Source organism: Rhodanobacter soli (assembly GCF_040548735.1).
Lineage (GTDB): Bacteria > Pseudomonadota > Gammaproteobacteria > Xanthomonadales > Rhodanobacteraceae > Rhodanobacter > Rhodanobacter soli_A.
In genome coordinates, this window is record NZ_JBEPSD010000001.1 from 102511 (window position 1) to 122390 (window position 19880).

Sequence of the window (19880 nt, forward strand, 5' to 3'; positions counted from 1 at the left end):
TCCGGAGAGATACATCCCGTCAACCTGACGCAGTCGAACGCCCGGAGGCCTCTGCGCCACCCAGTGGGAGACACCATGAAAAAGTCCTCTTTAGCTTTGGTTCTGGCCGTGGTTGCGCTGGCCATGCCCTGCGCATATGCCGCTGACGACCTTTGTGCCGTCGGGCCCACGCATTGCAAGATCCTGAAAGAAGACGCCCGCGTTCGCGTCATCGACTACACCGCAAAAGCCGGTGACAAGGTCGGGATGCATACGCACCCTGCCCATGTCATTTATGTTCTCAAGGGAGGACGGACGAAGTTCACCCTGCCGGACGGGAGCACGACGGAACGCGATCTGAAAGCCGGCGATGCGGTGATCAATCCGGCCGTCACGCACGCCACGGAAAACCTGACCGCTGTCCACGTGATCATCGTGGAGATGAAGCAATAGCGGTGTGTCGGGCCGATGGCGCACAGGGACTTCGAGGTGCGCCTGTCGGTTTCTCAAGGCTGGAAACGGGAACGGCGCCGTAGCGATACGGCGCCGCTCTTCATCAACGATCCATCGACGGAAGGCATTCGATGGCCCCTATTAGGTTGTCATTCTTCGGGCAACCGCATCAAGTTCAGCACTCGTAAGACGTGGACCTGCCCATGCTTCGGCGAAACGTGCATTTTGTGAATGCGGAAGCTGTTCGTTTTTAAGGTCCATGACTCTGACACGTGCGGGTAGTGCCGCACCTTCGCCCACAAAGATGGCTTCTTGCTGGCCTAGGTTTGGCAGTGACTTGGTCATGCCCGACAACCCATCTGGGAGGAATCGTGCGACGTGCTGCTGGTCGGCTTGGTTGGTGAGTCGAAGCACCAGCCAAGTGCCACACTGCGAAATGACTGTACTTTCAATGTCCGCCGGCCGCTGACTTACCAGCATGAGACCAAGGCCGTATTTACGGCCTTCTCGAGCAATACGCCGGATGGCCCCTTGGGCGGCCGCGTATTCTGCATCTCCGCGGTCGGGGACGTACCGGTGGGCTTCCTCGCACACGAGAAGTACGGGATCTTTAGCCCGTTCTTCCTGGGTCTGGTAGACCTTGTATCGAAACAGCAACTGAGCAACGGATGCGGTCAGCGGACCCGCGACCTCATTGGGCAGGCCGGATATATCGAGAATCCGCATGTCACCGTTTGGGTGAGTAGCAACGTCTCCCACGAACTGCTGGATGATGTCTGAGAGCTTAGGGTCCGTGTGCTCCCATTCCTTCATCATAAATTTGATGCGGGGGTCTTGGCGTAGAACTGCGATCTTGTCGAGGATGGATTTGAAATCTTTGGCGAAATCGCCATCCGCTATCCGGTTCACGACATTTCCCTGGACGCGGCCGGCTTGGAGAAAAACGATGTGGTTGACAAGTTCGTTGAGGCTGAATGGTCGCGGCTTGTCACGATCAAAGCTGTCGAGCTCCGCCTGCGTGTGGCCCGCTGCAGGGCGAGGAGCGTCATGGGGATTACCGTCGGTAGGCGCTGGGCTGCCATAAGCCGAGGGCGATTGATTTACTAGTCCTGCAGCCTGCATTCGCGCGTGAGTCAGAGCCTTGTAAATGACGTTGTGTTGACTGGTGGCCTCTCGCTCGGTCTTGCCGATGGTCAAAAGTCGGAACTCTTCTGCTGACATCAGCCAATAGGGCAGATGAACCGGAACGCCAACTGCTTGCTCGTGCCCGACCGGGTCGTAGGCGCGGTACCGAATGGCCCGGTCGCCAAAGGCACTCCCGTATTCGGCGTGCGGGTCTATGATGATGATGCGTGGATGGCAGACCGTGTCTGGCCTCGGTTTATGTGCGAGCAAGCCGTGCAATAAAGCTGCTACCGCCCCGGATTTGCCTGAACCGGTCGAACCCAGCACGGCGCAGTGCATGCTAAACATCTTGTCGATGTCAGTCCGGCAGCGTGCATCGTCGGCTGCAACATACGACCCGAACTCGACGAGAGTGTCAGTTTCAGCATCTTCCCGTTGACCTTCCGCTGCCGAGTAAAGCGCAACGGACTCATCTTTCGTCAACAGGTACACGCCTTGTCGGGGAAGCGGGTAGGTAGTCACACCACGCTTGAATTTCAACGAGCGCGTTGGTGCATGCCATGTGCCTTCCGAGAAAAGCTCCACCTCCATGATGCGCTGGTCGGCGTCAGGCGGGATGATGCGCCCTTGCTCAATTAGCTCCTCAGAGCGCATGCGCAGCAAGGTCACAAAACCAAAGACGAGCTGTCGTCCGAAGTGAACCTTTACGACACTGCCCATTTGACCAATGGCGTACACACGACCGTCGTGGGTTCGCGAGAGTTCGGTCACGTTCCCATCAAGCTCAATCCTAAGAGAAGTGCCGGATACCTCAACCACGTGTCCAATTCGCAGGTCTCGCACCACATCAAAGTTGCTCACAATGCTTCTCCCAGGCCGCCATCTTCCAGAAAGCTGATGAGACCTTTGAAGCTCCACCAGTCGCGCTCCCCATTCTCCGGCGGGCAAAGGGGACCTTCTGAGCCGCAATAAACGCCATGCTGCGTAAGGATGTAGATACGCTTGCCCCAAAACTCCATGCGCCATTTCTGAAGCTCGACGGGGAGGCCTTCACCTTCGCGGCAAAACGCCAGCATCGTGGTCCTACTGTTGGGTGCCGACAGAGCCAGCCTAAGCTCATCGTTGATGTGATCATCACTAAAGCTGTAGCCACAAACGGCAAGGACCGATCCCGATTCTCCCATCAAGGTCGTCGCGCACGCTTTTCAGATGCTGTGTCCGGGTTGCGCCATGCAGGCGCTGCCGCAGATGCAGCGCGTGCGGCAGACCTTTCCTGCTGACCGCGTGGCGGTGATCGGGCTGCATACGGTGTTCGAGCATCACGAGGCGCAAGGGCCGCTGGCGCTGGAAGCGTTTCTGCACGAATACCGCTACGCGTTCCCCGTCGGCGTGGACGCGTACGCCAACGGCGACCCGCTGCCGCTGACGATGCGCGCCTACGCCATGCAAGGCACGCCCACGCTCATGCTGATCGATGCGCAGGGACGGCTGCGCGAACAGCATTTCGGGGTGCTGGATGATCTGGTGCTGGGTGTGGCGCTGGGCAGGTTGCTGGGGGAGGTCGATGCCGCGGAAGCAGGGGCGGCCGGGGCGAGCCCATGACCCTGACATGGACGGCGCTTGCCTGAGCGCCTCGCGGGAATGACGAGAGCCACGACCTCGTGTTCACCTGCAGGACATCTTGCGACCTTAAGACTTCATCGTTTGAACAGCGGGAGCAGCAGTGCGATACGGCAAATCCGAAAACCCTGCCTGCTGGAGCAGATCGCGTCCCCACGCCGCTTACTGGGGTTTGTCGCTGGTCATCTGCGCAGGCCTGGCGGGCACGGTGCCTGCCCACGGCACCACGGTACGCAGCAGCGAGAGCGCAACCCCGCCGCGGATGGCCATCCAGGTCAACGATGACCGCATGACGGTAACGATGGCCGGGGCGCCGCAGATCTATCTGTATGGCGTGATCGACGCCGACGCGCCGCAGCGTTTCGAGGCGCTGGTGAAGTCGGGGAAGATTCCGCCCGGGTCCGATGTCTACCTGAATTCCTCGCAGGGCGACCTGGCGGCCGGCATGGCACTGGGGCGGCTGTTCCGCGCCGGCTCGATGACGACGCATCTGGGAACACCGCGGCGCAAAGGCCGTGCCGGGTACCGGGGCATCAAGGCGGCCGTCTGCAGCGGAGCCTGTGCCTACGCCTACTTCGGCGGCCTTTACCGGTGGGCTCCCACGGGCAGCGACCGCATCGGCCTGATCCGTCATCAGGCTGTGGGCACCGCAGCGCCCCGGTCGACGAGCGGCGAGGCGGATGCGTACCTGAAGAACATGGGCATCGATCTCGACGCGCTCACGCCGCTGCCGACGTCCCCGGTCGATTCGCCGACCTGGTTGACCGCGGATCAGATGACCGTCGCCGGCCTGGCCAACAATGGCCGACTCCCCCTCAAGACGAAAAGCTGGCTACTGCCACCGGCGCCTTTCCTGGAACTCCAGCAGGATGACCGCGACGGCAGCCATCGGCTCGTCCTGCAATGCAAGCCGGGCAGCGTGACGCTGACTGCGTACGATCTGGTGGGCGCAACCCGTGCCCGGCAGATCGTGGCGCACGAAACGCGATCGTACTTCGAGGTCGACCGCCAGGAAGTGCTGGTCGAGCCGCGCGGTGCGGCCCGCGTCGTCGATGGAGCCGTCGTGATAACCCGGCCCTATCCGCCGACCGAGCTGGGACACCTGCTTTCGTCACGCTCCATCGGCGCCTGGGTCGGCGGCAGGCGCAGCGCCTTCCGCTACGGCGCCACCTTCATGCTCTATCCCGCCCGGCACGCCATCAAGGACTTCTATAACGCTTGCTGGCGCGCTGCGCCCTGGCCGGTCAAGCCATCGCCGAAGAAGGGCTGAGCCGGTTTTACACGGCCCGGTTCTGTGAGAAGAAGCGCGTGCGCTGTCGCCGACTTTGATGGGTCCGTGACTTCCGACCTCCAATGACCTCTGACCCTTCAACGAATGCCTGACGCCGGCGTAGGCTGCGCCCGACCATCGGGTTTGTGGTGTCAGTCATGTGCCCGATGGCGAGGACGGAAAGCAAAACGATGCCTGCCGACAGCCATCCCCAGGCCCGGCGGGCGAACAAAACCGTCCAGAACTTCATGAGCGGGTTGCCAAACGGTTTGGCAGGCTCATGTCCCCACAGTCGTTTTCAAACGGAATCAGGAAAATCCCATGAACAACAACAGCTCCCTCTCAAGCAACCGTCCACGGCACCGCCGCGGCTTCTCGCTCCAGAGTCTGGCGATGGCAGCTGTCATCGGAGTGTGTGGTGCGGCGGGATCCGCTGCGGTCCATGCGCAGGCCACCGCGGGCCATGTCTTTGGACAGGCACCGGCGGGCGACACCATTTCGGCGCAAAGCACGACATCGGGATTCCAGCGTCAGGTCCAGGCAGACGCCAAGGGTCGCTACAGCATCGGCCCGCTGCCGGTCGGTGTTTACACGGTGACACTGGAAGAGAACGACCGTCCCGTCGTCAAGCATGTGAACGTGCCGGTCGTCGTCGGCCGCGGCATCAAGGTCGACTTCGATTGCGACCAGGGCCAGTGTGCACAGCTCGCAAGCAAACCGTAAGCATGGCGGCCGGGTCGGTAACGGGCGCTTCCCGGTCGTTCGTTTCGATGATCGATGATGGAACACGCGGATTCGATACCGTCGTTGCCCATCCGGTCTGAACTGAAGTCGTGTCGGTCACTGATCGCCCAGCGCTGAGAGGCGCTGGGCGTTTTGCCGTCCGACCGAGGCCAGGACACGCCGCGCAGCCCAAGCGAATGACCAGTCGATACCCGCGAGTCCCGGTGTCGATATCGCTGACGATCAGGGCCATGATGCAGACGTCGACCACGGGTGTTTCCTTCCACGCGCGTTCATCCGGACTTAACCCGTGACGCGTCTATCCTCCGCCGTGCGCCATGGGCAGTTACAGTTGGGGCAGCGGAATGGCTACGCGAAAAGCGAGAAATCCCTGATGAATGCGACTCGACCAGCCAGCGTCGTCCTGGCAAATCTTCAACGGATCCTGCCGGACCTGGAAGGGCTTTATACCGACGTGCATGCCCATCCCGAATTGTCGATGCAGGAGGTTCGGACCGCAGGCCTCGCGGCCGAATGGTTGCGCAGGGCGGGTTACGAGGTAAGCACCGGCATCGGCAAGACGGGCGTGGTCGGCGTGCTTCGCCATGGCGAGGGACCTACCGTGATGTTGCGCGCCGACATGGACGCGCTGCCGGTCGCGGAAGCCACCGACGTGCCGTATGCCAGCAAGGTGACCGCCACTGACCGCGAAGGCCGGACGGTTCCGGTGATGCACGCCTGCGGCCACGACATGCACGTGACCTGGCTCGCCGGTGTGGCCACGCTGCTGGCCGAGATGCGCGACGCCTGGCGCGGCACGATCCTGGCGGTATTCCAGCCCGGCGAAGAAACCGCCGAAGGCGCGAAGGCCATGATCGACGACGGCCTGCTCGAGCGTTTCCCGAAACCCGATGTGGTACTCGGCCAGCATGTGATGGTCGGCCCGGCCGGTGCCGTCGCCGGGCGCACCGGCGTCATCACGTCGGCGGCGGACAGCCTGCAGATCCGCCTGTTCGGGCGGGGCGCGCATGGTTCGATGCCGCAAGCCAGTATCGATCCGGTAGTGATGGCGGCCTCGGTCGTCCTGCGGCTGCAGACCATCGTGTCACGCGAGCTTGCCGCCGCCGAGTCGGCGGTGGTCACCGTCGGGGCGCTGCAGGCCGGGACCAAGGAAAACGTGATTCCCGACGAGGCGATCATCAAGCTCAACGTGCGCACCTTCGACGAGGGCGTGCGCCAGCGCGTGCTGGCGGCGATCACGCGCATCGTGAATGCCGAGGCCGCGGCCTCCGGTGCACCACGACCGCCGGAGATCACGCCGCTGGACAACTATGACCTGGTGGTCAACGACCAGGCGGCAAGCGCGCGCGTGGTCGAGGCGTTTCGCCAGCACTTCCTGCCGGAAAGCGTACGGCAGACCGGCCCGGCGTCAGCCAGCGAGGACTTCGGTTCGTTCGGCACGCAATGGGGCGTGCCATCGGTGTTCTGGTTCGTGGGCGGTACCGACCCGGTGGCCTACGCCAAGGCCAAGGAGGCCGGCAAGGTCAACGAGATCCCCACGAATCACAACCCGCGCTTCCTGCCCGTGCTGCATCCCACCCTGGAAACCGGCGTTGAAGCGATGGTGGTGGCGGCCATGGCCTGGCTGGGTCGGGCCGACAGATAGCACGGCAAGTTGGTACGTTTTCTCGTTTTGAGGCAAACGACAACGGCGCGGTAGCGATACAGCGCCGTTGTCGTTTCCGGCGAAAGCGCCGGCAGACGGGCAGGGCGTCAGAGCGCTTCGAAGATGCCCGCCGCGCCCATGCCGGTGCCGATGCACATGGTCACCATGCCGTACTTCTGCTTGCGCCGGCGCATGCCGTGCACGAGGGTGGCGATGCGCACCGCGCCGGTGGCGCCGAGCGGGTGGCCGAGCGCGATGGCGCCGCCGAGCGGGTTGACCTTGCCCGGGTCGAGCCCCAGGTCGCCGATCACGGCCAGCGCCTGGGCGGCGAACGCTTCGTTGAGTTCGATCCAGTCGAGCTGGTCCCGGCTGATGCCGGTCTGCTTGAGTGCTTTGGGGATCGCTTCCTTCGGACCGATGCCCATCACTTCCGGCGGCACGCCGGCGACGGAGAAGCCGACGAAGCGAGCCAGCGGCTGCAGGTTGTACTGCTTGATCGCCTTCTCGCTGGCCAGCAGCACGGCGCCGGCGCCGTCGGACATCTGCGAGGAGTTGCCGGCGGTGACGGTGCCGCCAAACTGGCCGTTGCGGAACACGGTTTTCAGCTTGGCGAGCACTTCGGCGGTGGTGCCGGCGCGCGGGCCTTCATCCATGTCGATGCTGCGGCTGTCGATCTTGATGCCGCGGCTGGCCAGGTCGGGGTAGTGGTCGTCGAGCTGGAACGGGGTGATCTCGTCCTTGAACTCGCCAGCGGCCTGGGCGGCGAGGGCGCGGCGATGGCTTTCCACCGAGAACGCATCCTGCTGCTCGCGGCCGACCTTCCACTTCTTCGCCACGTTCTCGGCGGTGATGCCCATGCCGTAGGCGATGCCGATGTTCTCGTCGTTGAAGATCGCCGGGTTCATCGCGATCTTGTGGCCCATCATCGGCACCATGCTCATGCTCTCGGTGCCGCCGGCGAGCATCAGGTCTTCCTCGCCGAGGCGGATGCGGTCGGCGGCCATCGCCACCGACTGCAGGCCGGACGAGCAGAAGCGGTTGACGGTGACGCCGGGCACGGTGTCGGGCAGGCCGGCCAGCAACAGGCCGATGCGCGCCACGTTCATGCCTTGCTCGGCCTCGGGCATGGCGCAGCCGATGATGACGTCGCCGATCTGCCGCGGGTCGATGCCCGGTGCCTGCGCCATCACGGCGCGGATCACGTGGGCGAGCATGTCGTCCGGACGGGTGTGGCGAAACACGCCCCGCGGCGCCTTGCCGACCGGGGTGCGGGTGGCGGCGACGATGTAGGCGTCTTGCACTTGCTTGGTCATGGGATTTGCTCCGTGGCGTCGCGCGATTCGCGGCGACGCGTTGTGATTTTTCTTGCTCGTCATCCGGTGAAGGCCGGAATGACGATCCTTTAATTACGCAGCGGTTTGCCGGTGCTCATGGTGTGGGCGATGCGGGCCTGGGTTTTTTCGGTCTTCGCCAGTTCCACGAAATGCCTGCGCTCCAACGCCAGCAGCCATTCCTCGTCGACCGTCGAGCCGCGTTCGATCACGCCACCACACAAGGTGTCGGCGATGCGCGAGGCGATGTCCACGTCGTGCTCGGAGGCGAAGTAGCCGGCCTGCAGGTTGGCCAGCGAGGCCTTGAACGTGGCGGTACCGACGTCGCCGGCGACCGGGATCGCGCGCGCCGGCAGCGGCGGGCGATAGCCGCTTTCGGCCAAGCCATTGGCCACCTGCTTGGCGACGTAGAGCAGTTCGTAGGCGTTGAATACCACGACGTCGCTGTCGCGCAGCAGGCCCATGTTCTTGGCCTCGATCGCGCTGGGCGAGACCTTGGCCATCGCCACGGTTTCGAACACCTTCTTCAATTCCTCGAACGGGTCGCTCGGGTTGGCCTTGGCTGCGCGCACGGCCAGCTCGTGCAGGCCGCCACCGGCCGGCAGCAGGCCCACGCCGGCCTCGACCAGGCCGATATAGCTTTCGAGTGCCGCCACGGTGCGCGCCGAATGCATCTGGAACTCGCAGCCACCGCCGAACGCCATGCCACGTACCGCGGCCACCACCGGCACCAGCGAGTGCTTGATCGCCATGCTGGTGCGCTGGAAGTTGGCCACCATCTTCTCGAAGTCATCGAACTTGCCGGCCTGCAGCAGGCCCAGCGCGCCCTTGAGATCCGCACCGGCGGAGAACGGCTCGCCGGTCTGCCAGATCACCACGGCCTTGAGCTTCTCTTCGGCCAGCTTGATGGCATGCTGCACGCCGTCGAGCACGAAGTCGTTGACCGTGTTCATCTTGGTCTTGAACGAGAGGATGCCGATGCCGTCGTCGCCCAGCGTCCACAGGCGCACGCCATCGTTCTCCCACACGGTGGTGCCCTGGTCGAACTTCTCGCCGATCAGCGGATCGGGGAACAGCTGGCGTTTGTACACTGGATGCTGCGAACGCGGCTTGTCGGCGTTGGCGCTGGCCGAGTACGAACCGTCCTTGCCATGGACGCCTTTACGGCCATCGGTAACCCATGCCGGCAGCGGCGCCTTGCTCATCGCCTTGCCGGCGGCGATGTCTTCGTTGATCCAGCCGGCGACCTGCTGCCAGCCGGCGGCCTGCCAGGTCTCGAACGGACCGAGCTTCCAGCCGTAGCCCCAGCGGATCGCGAAGTCGACGTCGCGCGCGGTGTCGGCGATGTCGGCCAGGTGGTAGGCGGTGTAGTGGAACAGGTCGCGGAAGGTGGCCCACAGGAACTGCGCCTGCGGATCAGCCGACGCACGCAGCTTGCCGAACTTCTCGGCCGGATCCTTGATCGCCAGGATCGCCGCGACTTCATCTGAGGCTTTCTGCTCGGACGGGCGGTAATCCTGCTTGGCAACATCCAAAACCACGATGTCCTTGCCGGCCTTCCTGTAGAAGCCGGCGCCGTTTTTCTGGCCCAGTGCGCCTTTCTCGATCAGGCCGGCCAGCCACACCGGGGCCTTGAAGTAGTCGTGCCAGGGATCGTCGGGCAGGGTGTCGGCCATGGTCTTGATGACATGGGCCATGGTGTCCAGACCGACCACGTCGGCGGTGCGGTAGGTGGCGCTCTTGGGGCGGCCGACGGCCGGACCGGTCAGCGCGTCGACGGTGTCGAAGCCGAGCTTGAACTGCTCGGTGTGGTGCATGGTGGCCAGCATCGAGAACACGCCGATGCGGTTGCCGATGAAGTTCGGGGTGTCCTTGGCGATCACCACGCCCTTGCCGACGGTGGTGGTGAGGAAGGCTTCGAGGCCGTCCAGCACGTTCTTGTCGGTGAGCCGGGTCGGGATCAGTTCGACCAGATGCATGTAGCGCGGCGGGTTGAAGAAGTGCACGCCGGAGAAGCGGTGGCGCATTTCTTCCGGCAGCGCCTCGGCCAGGCCGTTGATCGACAGGCCGGAGGTGTTGGAGGCGATGATCGCCGTCTTCGACAGATGGCCGGCGATCTTCTTGTACAGGTCGAGCTTCCAGTCCATCCGCTCGGCGATCGCCTCGATCACCAGATCGACGTCCTTCAGATGGTCAAGGTCGTCGTCGTAATTGGCCGGGATGATCGCGGCGGCGAGGTTCTTGTCGGCCAGCGGGGCGGGCGACAGCTTGGCCAGGTTGGCGATGGCCTTCTGCGCGATGCCGCTTTTCGGGCCTTCCTTCGCGGGCAGGTCGAACAACACGGTTTCGACGCCGGCGTTGGTCAGGTGCGCGGCGATCTGCGCGCCCATGACACCGGCGCCCAGCACGGCGGCCTTGCGGATGCGCAGCGCTGATGTGGGTGAGGATGCAGCGGTCATTAAGGCTTCTCCGAGGATACAAAAGGTGGGGCAGGTAGATCTAGGGATGGCTGAGGCCGGCGACGGCGAAGCGGATCAGGTGCTGCGCGGTCTGCTCGCGATGGGTGTGCTCGCTGACGTCGCTCTTGCGCTGGATCATGCCGAAGCCGGACATCGCGTGGGTCAACGCGCCGGTGACCAGGTCGATGCGCCAGTACAGCTCTTCCTTGCTCAGCTGCGGCAGCAGGCGCGCGAATTCGGCGGTGAACTGGCGCATCACGTGGCCGTAGTTCGCGGACAGGAACTGGCGCAGGGTGTCGTCGTGCTCGGCGAATGCCCGCGCCAGCACACGCATGAACAAGGCGCCGCTGTCGTCGTGCGACAGATCCAGGGCGGGGCGGATGAACGCCTCCAGCACGTCCTCGAGGGTGGTGTCTTCGGCACCGGCGACCTTGGCGAGCGCCGCCAGTCGGCGTTCATTCAGCGCGTCCAGCCGGCGCCGAAACACTTCCTCGACCAGTTTGTCCTTGGAGCCGAAGTGGTAATTGACCGCGGCCAGGTTGACCCCGGCGGCGGTCGTCAGCTGGCGCAGCGAGGCGCCGTCGAAGCCACGCTGGGCGAACAGGACCTCGGCGGCGCCGAGTATCCGTTCCTTGGTTGAGCCGGAGCTGTTCACGGGCGGAACCATCCATCGGCCACGGGCCGGTTCAAACGATCGTTTGAGCATACGCGGGCAGCTCCGGGGCCGTCAAACAGTCGTTTGTTGCAAACACCCGGCGACTTGCGTATGAGTTAGAATCTGTCAAACTTTCGTGAGCTAAATCCGCAATCTTTGTCGGAATTAGTCGATTCCGCCGGCCTGGGAGCCGGCCGTGACCCCTTTCCTATCCATCCGTTTTTTCCGGAGCAGACCCGTATGGCGCTGGAGCGCACTCTTTCCATCATCAAGCCCGACGCCGTTGCCAAGAACGTCATCGGCGAAATCTATGCCCGTTTCGAGAAGGCCGGCCTGAAGATCGTGGCCGCGCGCATGAAGCAGCTGTCGCGCCAGGAAGCCGAAGGCTTCTACGCCGTGCATCGCGAGCGTCCGTTCTTCAAGGCACTGGTCGAGTTCATGATCTCGGGTCCGGTGATGATCACCGCGCTGGAAGGCGAGAACGCCGTGCTGGCCCATCGTGACCTGATGGGCGCCACCAACCCGAAGGAAGCCGCACCGGGCACGATCCGCGCCGACTTCGCCGACTCCATCGACGCCAATGCCGTGCATGGTTCCGATGCAGCGGATACCGCCAAGGTGGAGATTGCTTACTTCTTCGCCGCGACGGACGTACTTTCGCGTTGAGCGATCCAATGTTGTGAGGCATGAGTTGTGAACCAGGTTGTCGTCAATCCACCTGCCCAGGTCAATCTGCTCGATTTCGATCGTCAGGGTTTGCGTGATTTCTTCACGCAGATCGGCGAGAAGCCGTATCGCGCCGAGCAGGTGATGAAGTGGATCTACCATGACCTGGAAGACAACTTCGAGAACATGACCGACGTGGGCAAGGCGCTGCGCGCCAAGCTCACCGAGGCCTGCTACATCGGCGCGCCGAAGACGCTGCTGGACAAGGTGGCCACCGACGGTACGCACAAGTGGCTGCTGGGCATGGACAGCGGCAACGCGATCGAGACGGTGTATATCCCCGAGCCGACCCGCGGCACCTTGTGCGTGTCCTCGCAGATCGGTTGTGCGCTGAACTGCAGCTTCTGCTCGACCGGCGCGCAGGGCTTCAACCGCAACCTGTCCACCGCCGAAATCATCGGCCAGGTATGGGTGGCGGCGAAGTACCTGGGCAATGTCACCCACCAGAACCGCCGCATCACCAACGTGGTGATGATGGGCATGGGTGAGCCGCTGGCGAATTTCGACAACGTGCTGAAGGCGATGCGCCTGATGCGCGACGACCTGGGCTTCGGCCTGGCGGCCAAGCGCGTCACGCTGTCCACCGCCGGCATGGTGCCGTTGATCGATCAGCTGTCGGATGCCATCGACGTGTCGCTGGCGGTGTCGCTGCACGCGGCCAACGACGAGCTGCGCACCGAGCTGATGCCGATCAACAAGCGCTACCCGATCGCCGAGCTGCTGGCCGCCTGCCAGCGCTGGATTGCGCGCAAGCCGCGTACCTCGATCACCTTCGAATACACCTTGATGAAGGGGATCAACGACCAGCCCGAGCACGCCCGCCAGCTGATCAAGCTGATGCGCAAGCTGCCGACGTGCAAGGTCAACCTGATCCCGTTCAATCCTTTCCCGGGCACCCAGTTCAAGCGCTCCGACGCTGACGACATCCACGCGTTCCAGACGCAGCTGCTGAATGCCGGGGTGCTGACCATGTTGCGGCGTACCCGCGGCGACGACATCGATGCGGCCTGCGGCCAGCTGGCCGGGCAGGTCACCGATCGCACCCGGCGCAGCGCCGACATACGCAAGCGGCAGGACGAGGGGACATTGCATGCGATTTGACCGGGTACTGATCTTCTGCCTGCTGCTGCCACTGGCCGGCTGCATCACCACGCGTACCGACAGCAGTTCGCTGGGCAAGAGCATGCCGCAGTCCAGCAAGGCGGACCAGGCCGAAGATGCCGCCCGGATCCATACCGAACTGGGCCAGCGCTACATGGCCTCCGGCGACCTGCAGACGGCGCTGGAAAAGCTGACCAAGGCGCTGCAGTTCGACCCCAGCTACGCGCCGGCGCACACCGTGATCGCGGTGCTGTACGAGCGCATCAACAAGCTGCCCGAAGCCGAGCAGCATTACCGCAAGGCGGTGGCGCTGGAGCCGGCCAAGGGCGCGCCGAACAACAATCTCGGCGTCTTCCTGTGCCACACCGGGAAGATCGCCGAGGCGAGCCAGTATTTCCAGAAAGCCGTCGCCGATCCGTTCTACCAGACCCCCGACGTGGCGCTGACCAATGCCGGCGTCTGCCAGCTGCGCGCCAACGACGTTGCAGGGGCCGAAGCGAGTTTTCGTGACGCCATCGCAAGAAATCCCAAGAATGCGGAGGCACTCTTCCAGCTTGCGAATACGCTTTATCTGAATAAGGATGCATTTCGCGCCAGGGCTTTTCTCCAGCGGTTCGATGCGCTGGGCCAGCCGACTGCCGCGTCGCTCAAGCTAGGCCACGATATCGAAACCCGACTGGGCAACCCGGAAGGTGCCCTCACTTACAGCAAGCGATTGCTCAGCCAGTTCCCGGACTCGGAGCAGGCGCACGCCCTAGACACAACTGCCAGCCCATGACCTCCATGCAACCTCAATCGACCGAGCAGGGTTCCAGCGAGCCCGGGCTGTTCGGTATCAATTTGCCCAACATGGACGTGTCGTCGACAACCCCTCACACGGTAAGTTTCGGCAGTCGCCTGCATGCGGCGCGTGAAGCCCAAGGCCTGGATCTGGAAGCCTGCGCACATACGCTGAAGTTGCCTGCCCGGGTGCTGCGCCAGCTCGAACGCGACCAGTACGATGGCATCGACTCCAAGATCTACCTGGGCAGCTACATCAACAAGTATGGCCGCCACCTGGGCATCAACGAGGCATCGATCCAGGTCGAACTCGATCGCATCAAGCAGATCGAAGCGCCGCTGGTAGCCACCGGCGGCATCTCGCATTCGCGTTTCCTGCTGGACCGGTACGCCACGGCCGCCACCTACGTCGTGCTGACCGCAGTGATCGTGGTGCCGATGATCTGGCTGGGCGTGCGCGGCACGCTGGATCGCGACCTCAGCCATCTCGCCCCGCTGGATGCCGCCCCGGTGGCCCAGCTGGAAACGCCTGCCACCAACACGGCAGCTGCCGACGGGAAGGCTGGTGATTCGATCCCGAAGGCGCCCGCTGCGGCCATGCCGCAGCCGGAACAGGACCAGCCGCTGCTGGCCTCGATGGCGCCATTCCCGAACCTGGAAAGCGCCAGCCTGGCGCCGGCCAAGCCGGTCGCACCGGTCGTGTCCACCGGCACCAGCGGCCACAGCCTGAGCCTCAGCCTCTCGGCGGCCAGTTGGGTCGAAGTGACCCAGGCCGACGGTACGCGGCTGGAATACGGCCTGCTCGCGGCCGGCAGCAGCAAGACCTATCACAGCGACCAGCCACTGGATGTGCGCATCGGCAATGCCAGCGGCGCGCAGGTCAGCATCGACGGCAAGTCGATCGGCCTGGACGATTTTCGGCGCGCCAACGTGGCGCGTTTCCGCATGCAGACGCAGGACGGCACGGCCTCCGCCACCAGCTTCTGATCGCCATTCGGCGCCGCTGCGAGCGGCCCATTTCGGTTATGCTTGCCCACTCGGTCCGCTCGGCAACGAGCGGATATGACCGGCTTTTCCCTTTGTTTACCGCACCGGCCTGTGCACGCGTCTGCGGGCGCGCGGCCTTTTGAATGGTGATTGCATGGCATTTGAAGAATACGACAAGTACGAACAGAGCGAGCTGGTTCAGAAGTGGCTGCGCGACAACGGCGTGTCGATCATCGCCGGCATCGTGATTGGCCTGGTCGGCATTTTCGGTTGGCAGCAGTGGCGCAACCACCAGGCCCGGAACGAAGGCCAGGCCTCCCAGCTCTACCAGCAGATGCAGATCGCGCAGGCGTCCGGCAAGCCGGATACCGCTTCGCAGCTGACCGACCAGCTGATGAAGGATTACGCGAAGTCGCCGTTCACCGTATTTGCCGTCAGCGAGCGCGCCAAGCAGCAGGTGCAGGCCAAGCAGTTGGACAAGGCCGAGGCATCGCTGAAATGGGCCGAGAGCCACGCCACCGCCCCGGCGTTGAAGTCGCTGACGCTGCTGCGCATCGCGCAGGTGGAACTGGCCCGCGACAACGGCAAGGAAGCGCTGGCCACGCTCGATCGCATCCCGGCCGACAGCTATAAGGGGCTGGCGCAGGAACTCCGCGGTGATGTGCTGGTCAAGCTTGGACGTTCCGACGAAGCACGCAAGGCCTATCAAGCGGCCTTGTCGGCGTTGGGCGAGGAAGCGCCGCAACGCGGTGCCTTGCAGATGAAACTCGATGATTTGGCCGTGGCCGGGAAGCAGGGTGCATGAAAAGATTTTTGCTGATCACGCTGGCTTCATTGGTGGCCCTTGCCGGTTGCCATTCGTTCAAGAAGGAAAACGTCCAGCCGCCGACTCCGCTGGCCAAGGATTTCAAGCCCACCGTACAGGTCACCCGCCTGTGGCGCACCAGCGTAGGCGATGGTGCGGGCACCAGCGGCGCGCGTTTGCGCCCGACCGTGGTCGACGGCGTGCTCTACGCCGCCAGCACGGACGGCAAACTGGTCGCCATTGATGCCGCCGGCGGCAAGAGCCTGTGGTCGAAGAGTTCGCGCACCCATGGCTGGTTCGGCTGGGGCGACAAGAAACGCAAGGACGCCCAGTACGCCGGCGGGCCCGCGGTCAGCGGCGACCTGCTCGCCGTCGGCACGCTGGACGGCCACGTCTACGCGGTGAACGCAAAAGACGGCACTCCGCGCTGGGATGTCGAGGTGAGCAGCGAAGTGCTGGCGTCGCCGGTAATCGTCGGCGACCTGGTCGTCGTGCGTACCGGCGATGGCCGCGTCTACGCGCTGGACGCGGCGAGCGGACAGCGTCGCTGGGTCTATGACCAGGGTACCGTGCCGCTGCTCAGCCTGCGCGGCAATGGCTCGCTGCTGGCGGCCAACGGCGTGCTGTTCTTCGGCAGCGACGACGGCAAGCTCGTCGCCCTGCGCCAGGACAACGGTGCGAAGCTGTGGGAACAGAAACTGGCCAGCGGCGAAGGCCGCACCGAGATCGATCGCCTGAATGACGCCGACGGCGCCATCCTGCTGGACGGCAGCACGCTCTACGGCGCCGCCTATCACGGCAACCTGGCGGCAGTCGACGGCCCCAGTGGCCGCCCGCTGTGGACGCATCCGTTCTCCAGCTTCGAATCGCTGGCGGTCAGCGACCATGCGGTGTTCGGCGTCAACGACGAATCGGTGGTGTGGGCATTCGACAAGAATGGCGGCGCCGACATGTGGAAGAACGACGCGCTGAAGTACCGCTGGCTCAGCGGTCCGGCGGTGCAGGGCAACTACGTCGTGGTCGGTGATCTGGAAGGCTACGTGCACTGGCTGCAGACCGGTGACGGCGCACTGGCCGCACGCGAGCGGCTGTCGAAGAAGGCGATCCGCGCCCAGCCGCTGGTGGTGGGCGACACCGTTTACGTCGAGGACGTCGAGGGCCGTATCGGCGCCTACCGTCTGTCCTCGCACTGATCGCTGGAACGAAGTACTCATCATGTTGCCCGTCGTCGCACTGGTTGGTCGTCCGAATGTCGGTAAATCGACCCTTTTCAATGTGCTGACGCGCAGCCGCGACGCCTTGGTGGCCGACATGCCGGGCGTCACCCGCGATCGCCACTACGGCGTCTGCCGCAGCGGCGAGCGGCCCTTCGTGGTGGTCGATACCGGCGGCCTGTCCGGGGTCGAGGAGGCCATGGACGTGCTGACCGCGAAGCAGGTGCGCCTGGCGATCGGGGAAGCGAACGTGCTGGTGTTCGTGGTCGATGCCCGCGATGGCCTGCTGCCGCAGGATTACGTGATCCTGGGCGAGCTGCGCCGCAGCGGCAAACCGATCGTCGTCGTGGTCAACAAGACCGACGGTCTCGACGAGCAGGCCGTGCTGGCCGAGTTCTCCGCATTCGGCATCGGCACCACCTTGCCGTTGTCCGCGGCGCACAACCGCGGCACCGACGACCTGATCCGGGTCCTGCTGCCGCTGCTGCCAGCCGACGAGGAAAGCACCACCGAGGCGGAAGGCGAGGACGGCAGCATCCGCGTCGCCATCGTCGGCCGTCCGAACGCCGGCAAGTCGACCCTGATCAACCGCCTGCTGGGCGAGGAGCGGCTGATCGTTTCCGACGTGGCCGGCACCACCCGCGACCCGATCCGGGTACCGCTGGAGCGCGACGGCAAACGCTACACGCTGATCGACACCGCCGGTATCCGGCGCAAGGCGCGGGTCGAGGAAGCCGTCGAGAAATTCAGCGTCATCAAGACGCTGCAGTCGATCGCCGCGGCCCAGGTCGTGGTGGTGATGATCGACGCCCGCGAAAACCTGGCTGACCAGGATCTCACCCTGATCGGTTACGCGATGGACGAGGGCAGGGCGCTGGTGATCGCGATCAACAAGTGGGACGACATGGACCCGTACCAGCGCGACGAATGCCGCCGCGCGCTGGATCGCCGGCTGGTGTTCGTCGACTGGGCCAAGCAGGTGCAGATCTCCGCGCTGCACGGTTCCGGCCTGCGCGAGCTGATGCGCGCGGTGGTGCGTGCACACGCGTCGGCGACCAAGGTGCTGGTGTCTTCCGACCTCACCAAGACGCTGGAAAAGGCGTACGAGAGCTACCAGCCGCCGTTGGTGAACGGTCACGCGCCGAAACTGCGCTTTGCGCATCCGGGCGGCACCAACCCGCCGACCATCGTGATCCACGGCACCCGCACCAAGCACATCGCGCCGGCCTACCAGCGTTACCTCGAAAATTTCTTCCGCAAGCGCTACAAGCTGGAAGGCACGCCGGTCCGGATTGCCTTCCGCGAGGGCGAGAACCCATACGCCGGGCGCAAAAAGGTGCTGACCAAGGAACAGCAGCACAAGGCCAGGCGCCGGGTCAGCGACCTGATCAAGCGCACGCGCTGAGTCGCCGGATTCCTGCCGGGCCACGCTGCGCGGATCCACGGTCGGTCAGCCCAGGTCCTGCGGAATCAGGGCATACACCGCCGCATCGCATGCCTGCTCGCGTACCCACAGGCGCTGACGGGCGACCGCCTCGAAGCGTGCCCCCAGCTTCTCGGCCGTGCGTCGGCTCGGCCGGTTGTCGGGCAGCGCGACGATCTCGATACGGATCAGCCCCAGCCGCCCAAAACCAAAACGCGCGACCATGGCAGCCGCGGCCGACGCGGTACCTTGCCCGTGACGTGACTGGCGCACCCAGTAACCCAGGTTGGCGCTTCGATGAACCCGATTGCGCTGGCCCAGACCGACGCCGCCGAGCAGGTCGCCCGAGGCCGCATCGAAAACCGCAAAGGCAAAGTGCTCGCCCGAGCGCCAGCCAGCCTGGCAATGCGTCACCCAGGCCATAGCAGCATGCCGGTCGTAATCGGCGTGGCACCACGGCAGCCAGCGGCCAACGCTTTGCGTAGACTCGAGTGCGGCTTCTGACAGCGCCGCCGCGTCGCGGTCCTGCCATGGACGCAAGTTCAATCGACCGTCGGTCAGTTCCAGCGCGGCTGGAATCGTCTCGTCTGCACCCATGCGGCGTTCCGTTTGTGCGCATCAGGCCAAGCCCGGATAATGACCGACTTTACACCCGGGCATTCCCATGAGCGCACGCATCCTCGACGGCAAACGCATCGCACAGGAACTGCTGGAGCGTGTCGGCCTGCGCGTCGCCGCGAGGGTGGCGCAAGGCCTGCCAGCGCCGGGACTGGCGGTGGTGCTGGTAGGCAGCGATGCGGCCTCGACGGTCTACGTGCGCAACAAGCGCAAGGCCTGTCAGCAGGTGGGTTTCCGTTCGTTCGGTTATGACCTGCCGCCCGACACCACCCAGGAACAACTGTTCGCCCTGATCGACCGCCTCAACGCCGACCCGGACGTGCACGGCATTCTGGTGCAATCGCCACTGCCGGCACATATCGACGAGGACGCGCTGGTCGACCGCATCGACCCGAACAAGGACGTCGACGGCTTCCAGGCGATCAACGTGGGGCGCCTGGCCTTGCGCCGTTTCGGCCTGCGCCCGTGCACGCCCAAGGGCGTGATGACCCTGCTCGGGCACACCGATCGCCCGGTGCGCGGGCAGCACGCGGTGGTCATCGGCGTGTCCAACCACGTGGGCCGGCCGCTGGTGCTGGAGCTGATGATCGCCGGCTGCACCACTACCAGTTGCCATCGTTTCACCCGCGACCTGGAAGCCTTCGTGCGCCAGGCCGATATCGTGATCGTCGCCGTGGGCAAGGCCGGGCTGGTGAAAGGCGAATGGATCAAGCCCGGCGCCGTGGTGATCGACGTGGGCATCAACCGGCTCGACGACGGCCGTCTGGTCGGCGACGTGGAATTCGCCCCGGCCGCCGAACGCGCCAGCTGGATCACCCCGGTGCCCGGCGGCGTCGGCCCGATGACGGTGGCCACGCTGATGGAGAACACGCTGGAAGCGGCCGAGGCGCACACCGCGCCGCAGCGGGTAGCCTGAGCCATCGCGGAGTGCCGCGGTGTTCAGCC

19 protein-coding genes are annotated in these 19880 nt (G+C 64.5%); 13 read left to right on the forward strand and 6 right to left on the reverse strand.

Annotated elements, in window-relative coordinates; all coding sequences use genetic code 11:
* Nucleotides 1-75 precede the first annotated feature (75 nt).
* Complete coding sequence (locus ABIE04_RS00485; protein WP_354546642.1) at nucleotides 76-432, forward strand: cupin domain-containing protein; 357 nt, start codon at nucleotides 76-78, stop codon at nucleotides 430-432.
* A gap of 141 nt (nucleotides 433-573) precedes the next feature.
* Here ABIE04_RS00485 and ABIE04_RS00490 read toward each other — a convergent pair whose 3' ends face one another.
* Nucleotides 574-2418 (reverse strand): ATP-binding protein, encoded by a 1845-nt coding sequence (locus tag ABIE04_RS00490; protein ID WP_354546643.1) that lies wholly within the window; start codon nucleotides 2416-2418, stop codon nucleotides 574-576.
* Nucleotides 2415-2741, reverse strand: coding sequence for a hypothetical protein (locus ABIE04_RS00495; RefSeq protein WP_354546644.1), 327 nt, complete (start codon nucleotides 2739-2741; stop codon nucleotides 2415-2417). The genes ABIE04_RS00490 and ABIE04_RS00495 overlap by 4 nt, the downstream gene beginning before the upstream one ends.
* A gap of 46 nt (nucleotides 2742-2787) precedes the next feature.
* Here ABIE04_RS00495 and ABIE04_RS00500 point away from each other — a divergent pair, with 46 nt between their 5' ends.
* From ABIE04_RS00500 to ABIE04_RS00515, 4 genes are all read left to right on the forward strand, one after another.
* Complete coding sequence (locus ABIE04_RS00500; protein ID WP_354546645.1) at nucleotides 2788-3159, forward strand: TlpA disulfide reductase family protein; 372 nt, start codon at nucleotides 2788-2790, stop codon at nucleotides 3157-3159.
* A 190-nt stretch (nucleotides 3160-3349) separates the two neighbouring features.
* The gene (locus ABIE04_RS00505) at nucleotides 3350-4447 is read left to right on the forward strand and encodes a hypothetical protein (RefSeq protein WP_354546646.1); all 1098 of its coding nucleotides are present in this window, start codon (nucleotides 3350-3352) and stop codon (nucleotides 4445-4447) included.
* 321 nt (nucleotides 4448-4768) lie between these two features.
* Nucleotides 4769-5170 carry a carboxypeptidase-like regulatory domain-containing protein gene (locus ABIE04_RS00510; RefSeq protein WP_354546647.1) on the forward strand — a complete coding sequence of 134 codons (402 nt, stop codon included), beginning with the start codon at nucleotides 4769-4771 and terminating at the stop codon, nucleotides 5168-5170.
* 394 nt (nucleotides 5171-5564) lie between these two features.
* Nucleotides 5565-6836, forward strand: coding sequence for a M20 family metallopeptidase (locus ABIE04_RS00515; protein WP_354546648.1), 1272 nt, complete (start codon nucleotides 5565-5567; stop codon nucleotides 6834-6836).
* Between the two features lie 107 nt (nucleotides 6837-6943).
* Here the strand turns inward: ABIE04_RS00515 and ABIE04_RS00520 are convergent, their stop codons facing one another.
* From ABIE04_RS00520 to ABIE04_RS00530, 3 genes are all read right to left on the reverse strand, one after another.
* A complete protein-coding gene (locus ABIE04_RS00520) occupies nucleotides 6944-8149 on the reverse strand; it encodes an acetyl-CoA C-acyltransferase (protein WP_354546649.1) in 1206 nt (401 codons plus the stop codon).
* A gap of 89 nt (nucleotides 8150-8238) precedes the next feature.
* Nucleotides 8239-10626 (reverse strand): 3-hydroxyacyl-CoA dehydrogenase/enoyl-CoA hydratase family protein, encoded by a 2388-nt coding sequence (locus ABIE04_RS00525; RefSeq protein ID WP_354546650.1) that lies wholly within the window; start codon nucleotides 10624-10626, stop codon nucleotides 8239-8241.
* Nucleotides 10627-10666: 40 nt separating this feature from the next.
* A complete protein-coding gene (locus ABIE04_RS00530; protein WP_436410345.1) occupies nucleotides 10667-11332 on the reverse strand; it encodes a TetR/AcrR family transcriptional regulator in 666 nt (221 codons plus the stop codon).
* A gap of 189 nt (nucleotides 11333-11521) precedes the next feature.
* Here ABIE04_RS00530 and ndk point away from each other — a divergent pair, with 189 nt between their 5' ends.
* From ndk to der, 7 genes are all read left to right on the forward strand, one after another.
* Complete coding sequence (ndk, locus tag ABIE04_RS00535) at nucleotides 11522-11947, forward strand: nucleoside-diphosphate kinase (RefSeq protein WP_214554453.1); 426 nt, start codon at nucleotides 11522-11524, stop codon at nucleotides 11945-11947.
* A 27-nt stretch (nucleotides 11948-11974) separates the two neighbouring features.
* Nucleotides 11975-13108, forward strand: coding sequence for a 23S rRNA (adenine(2503)-C(2))-methyltransferase RlmN (gene rlmN, locus ABIE04_RS00540; RefSeq protein ID WP_354546652.1), 1134 nt, complete (start codon nucleotides 11975-11977; stop codon nucleotides 13106-13108).
* Nucleotides 13098-13886 carry a type IV pilus biogenesis/stability protein PilW gene (gene pilW, locus ABIE04_RS00545; RefSeq protein WP_354546653.1) on the forward strand — a complete coding sequence of 263 codons (789 nt, stop codon included), beginning with the start codon at nucleotides 13098-13100 and terminating at the stop codon, nucleotides 13884-13886. The genes rlmN and pilW overlap by 11 nt, the downstream gene beginning before the upstream one ends.
* Nucleotides 13883-14875, forward strand: coding sequence for a helix-turn-helix domain-containing protein (locus tag ABIE04_RS00550; RefSeq protein ID WP_354546654.1), 993 nt, complete (start codon nucleotides 13883-13885; stop codon nucleotides 14873-14875). Before pilW ends, ABIE04_RS00550 begins: the two co-directional genes overlap by 4 nt.
* A 154-nt stretch (nucleotides 14876-15029) precedes the next feature.
* Nucleotides 15030-15680 carry a YfgM family protein gene (locus ABIE04_RS00555; protein ID WP_354546655.1) on the forward strand — a complete coding sequence of 217 codons (651 nt, stop codon included), beginning with the start codon at nucleotides 15030-15032 and terminating at the stop codon, nucleotides 15678-15680.
* Nucleotides 15677-16873, forward strand: a complete 1197-nt coding sequence (bamB, locus tag ABIE04_RS00560) for an outer membrane protein assembly factor BamB (protein WP_354546656.1) — start codon at nucleotides 15677-15679, stop codon at nucleotides 16871-16873. Before ABIE04_RS00555 ends, bamB begins: the two co-directional genes overlap by 4 nt.
* A 22-nt stretch (nucleotides 16874-16895) precedes the next feature.
* Nucleotides 16896-18299 carry a ribosome biogenesis GTPase Der gene (der, locus tag ABIE04_RS00565; RefSeq protein WP_354546657.1) on the forward strand — a complete coding sequence of 468 codons (1404 nt, stop codon included), beginning with the start codon at nucleotides 16896-16898 and terminating at the stop codon, nucleotides 18297-18299.
* A gap of 45 nt (nucleotides 18300-18344) precedes the next feature.
* Here the strand turns inward: der and ABIE04_RS00570 are convergent, their stop codons facing one another.
* Nucleotides 18345-18914, reverse strand: coding sequence for a GNAT family N-acetyltransferase (locus ABIE04_RS00570; RefSeq protein WP_354546658.1), 570 nt, complete (start codon nucleotides 18912-18914; stop codon nucleotides 18345-18347).
* A 67-nt stretch (nucleotides 18915-18981) separates the two neighbouring features.
* On the opposite strand from ABIE04_RS00570, the gene folD reads away from it, so the two are divergent.
* Nucleotides 18982-19851 carry a bifunctional methylenetetrahydrofolate dehydrogenase/methenyltetrahydrofolate cyclohydrolase FolD gene (gene folD / locus ABIE04_RS00575; RefSeq protein ID WP_354546659.1) on the forward strand — a complete coding sequence of 290 codons (870 nt, stop codon included), beginning with the start codon at nucleotides 18982-18984 and terminating at the stop codon, nucleotides 19849-19851.
* Nucleotides 19852-19880: the final 29 nt, after the last annotated feature.

What these genes read in the sequence shown, in the direction of transcription:
- ABIE04_RS00500 (WP_354546645.1), top strand. Translation starts at nt 2,788, where the DNA reads ATGCAGGCGCTGCCGCAGATGCAGCGCGTGCGGCAGACCTTTCCTGCT.
- ndk (WP_214554453.1), top strand. Translation starts at nt 11,522, where the DNA reads ATGGCGCTGGAGCGCACTCTTTCCATCATCAAGCCCGACGCCGTTGCC.
- ABIE04_RS00525 (WP_354546650.1), bottom strand. Translation starts at nt 10,626, where the DNA reads ATGACCGCTGCATCCTCACCCACATCAGCGCTGCGCATCCGCAAGGCC.
- ABIE04_RS00555 (WP_354546655.1), top strand. Translation starts at nt 15,030, where the DNA reads ATGGCATTTGAAGAATACGACAAGTACGAACAGAGCGAGCTGGTTCAG.
- der (WP_354546657.1), top strand. Translation starts at nt 16,896, where the DNA reads ATGTTGCCCGTCGTCGCACTGGTTGGTCGTCCGAATGTCGGTAAATCG.
- ABIE04_RS00520 (WP_354546649.1), bottom strand. Translation starts at nt 8,149, where the DNA reads ATGACCAAGCAAGTGCAAGACGCCTACATCGTCGCCGCCACCCGCACC.
- bamB (WP_354546656.1), top strand. Translation starts at nt 15,677, where the DNA reads ATGAAAAGATTTTTGCTGATCACGCTGGCTTCATTGGTGGCCCTTGCC.
- folD (WP_354546659.1), top strand. Translation starts at nt 18,982, where the DNA reads ATGAGCGCACGCATCCTCGACGGCAAACGCATCGCACAGGAACTGCTG.
- ABIE04_RS00530 (WP_436410345.1), bottom strand. Translation starts at nt 11,332, where the DNA reads ATGCTCAAACGATCGTTTGAACCGGCCCGTGGCCGATGGATGGTTCCG.
- pilW (WP_354546653.1), top strand. Translation starts at nt 13,098, where the DNA reads ATGCGATTTGACCGGGTACTGATCTTCTGCCTGCTGCTGCCACTGGCC.
- ABIE04_RS00510 (WP_354546647.1), top strand. Translation starts at nt 4,769, where the DNA reads ATGAACAACAACAGCTCCCTCTCAAGCAACCGTCCACGGCACCGCCGC.
- ABIE04_RS00570 (WP_354546658.1), bottom strand. Translation starts at nt 18,914, where the DNA reads ATGGGTGCAGACGAGACGATTCCAGCCGCGCTGGAACTGACCGACGGT.
- ABIE04_RS00495 (WP_354546644.1), bottom strand. Translation starts at nt 2,741, where the DNA reads ATGGGAGAATCGGGATCGGTCCTTGCCGTTTGTGGCTACAGCTTTAGT.
- ABIE04_RS00550 (WP_354546654.1), top strand. Translation starts at nt 13,883, where the DNA reads ATGACCTCCATGCAACCTCAATCGACCGAGCAGGGTTCCAGCGAGCCC.
- ABIE04_RS00485 (WP_354546642.1), top strand. Translation starts at nt 76, where the DNA reads ATGAAAAAGTCCTCTTTAGCTTTGGTTCTGGCCGTGGTTGCGCTGGCC.
- ABIE04_RS00515 (WP_354546648.1), top strand. Translation starts at nt 5,565, where the DNA reads ATGAATGCGACTCGACCAGCCAGCGTCGTCCTGGCAAATCTTCAACGG.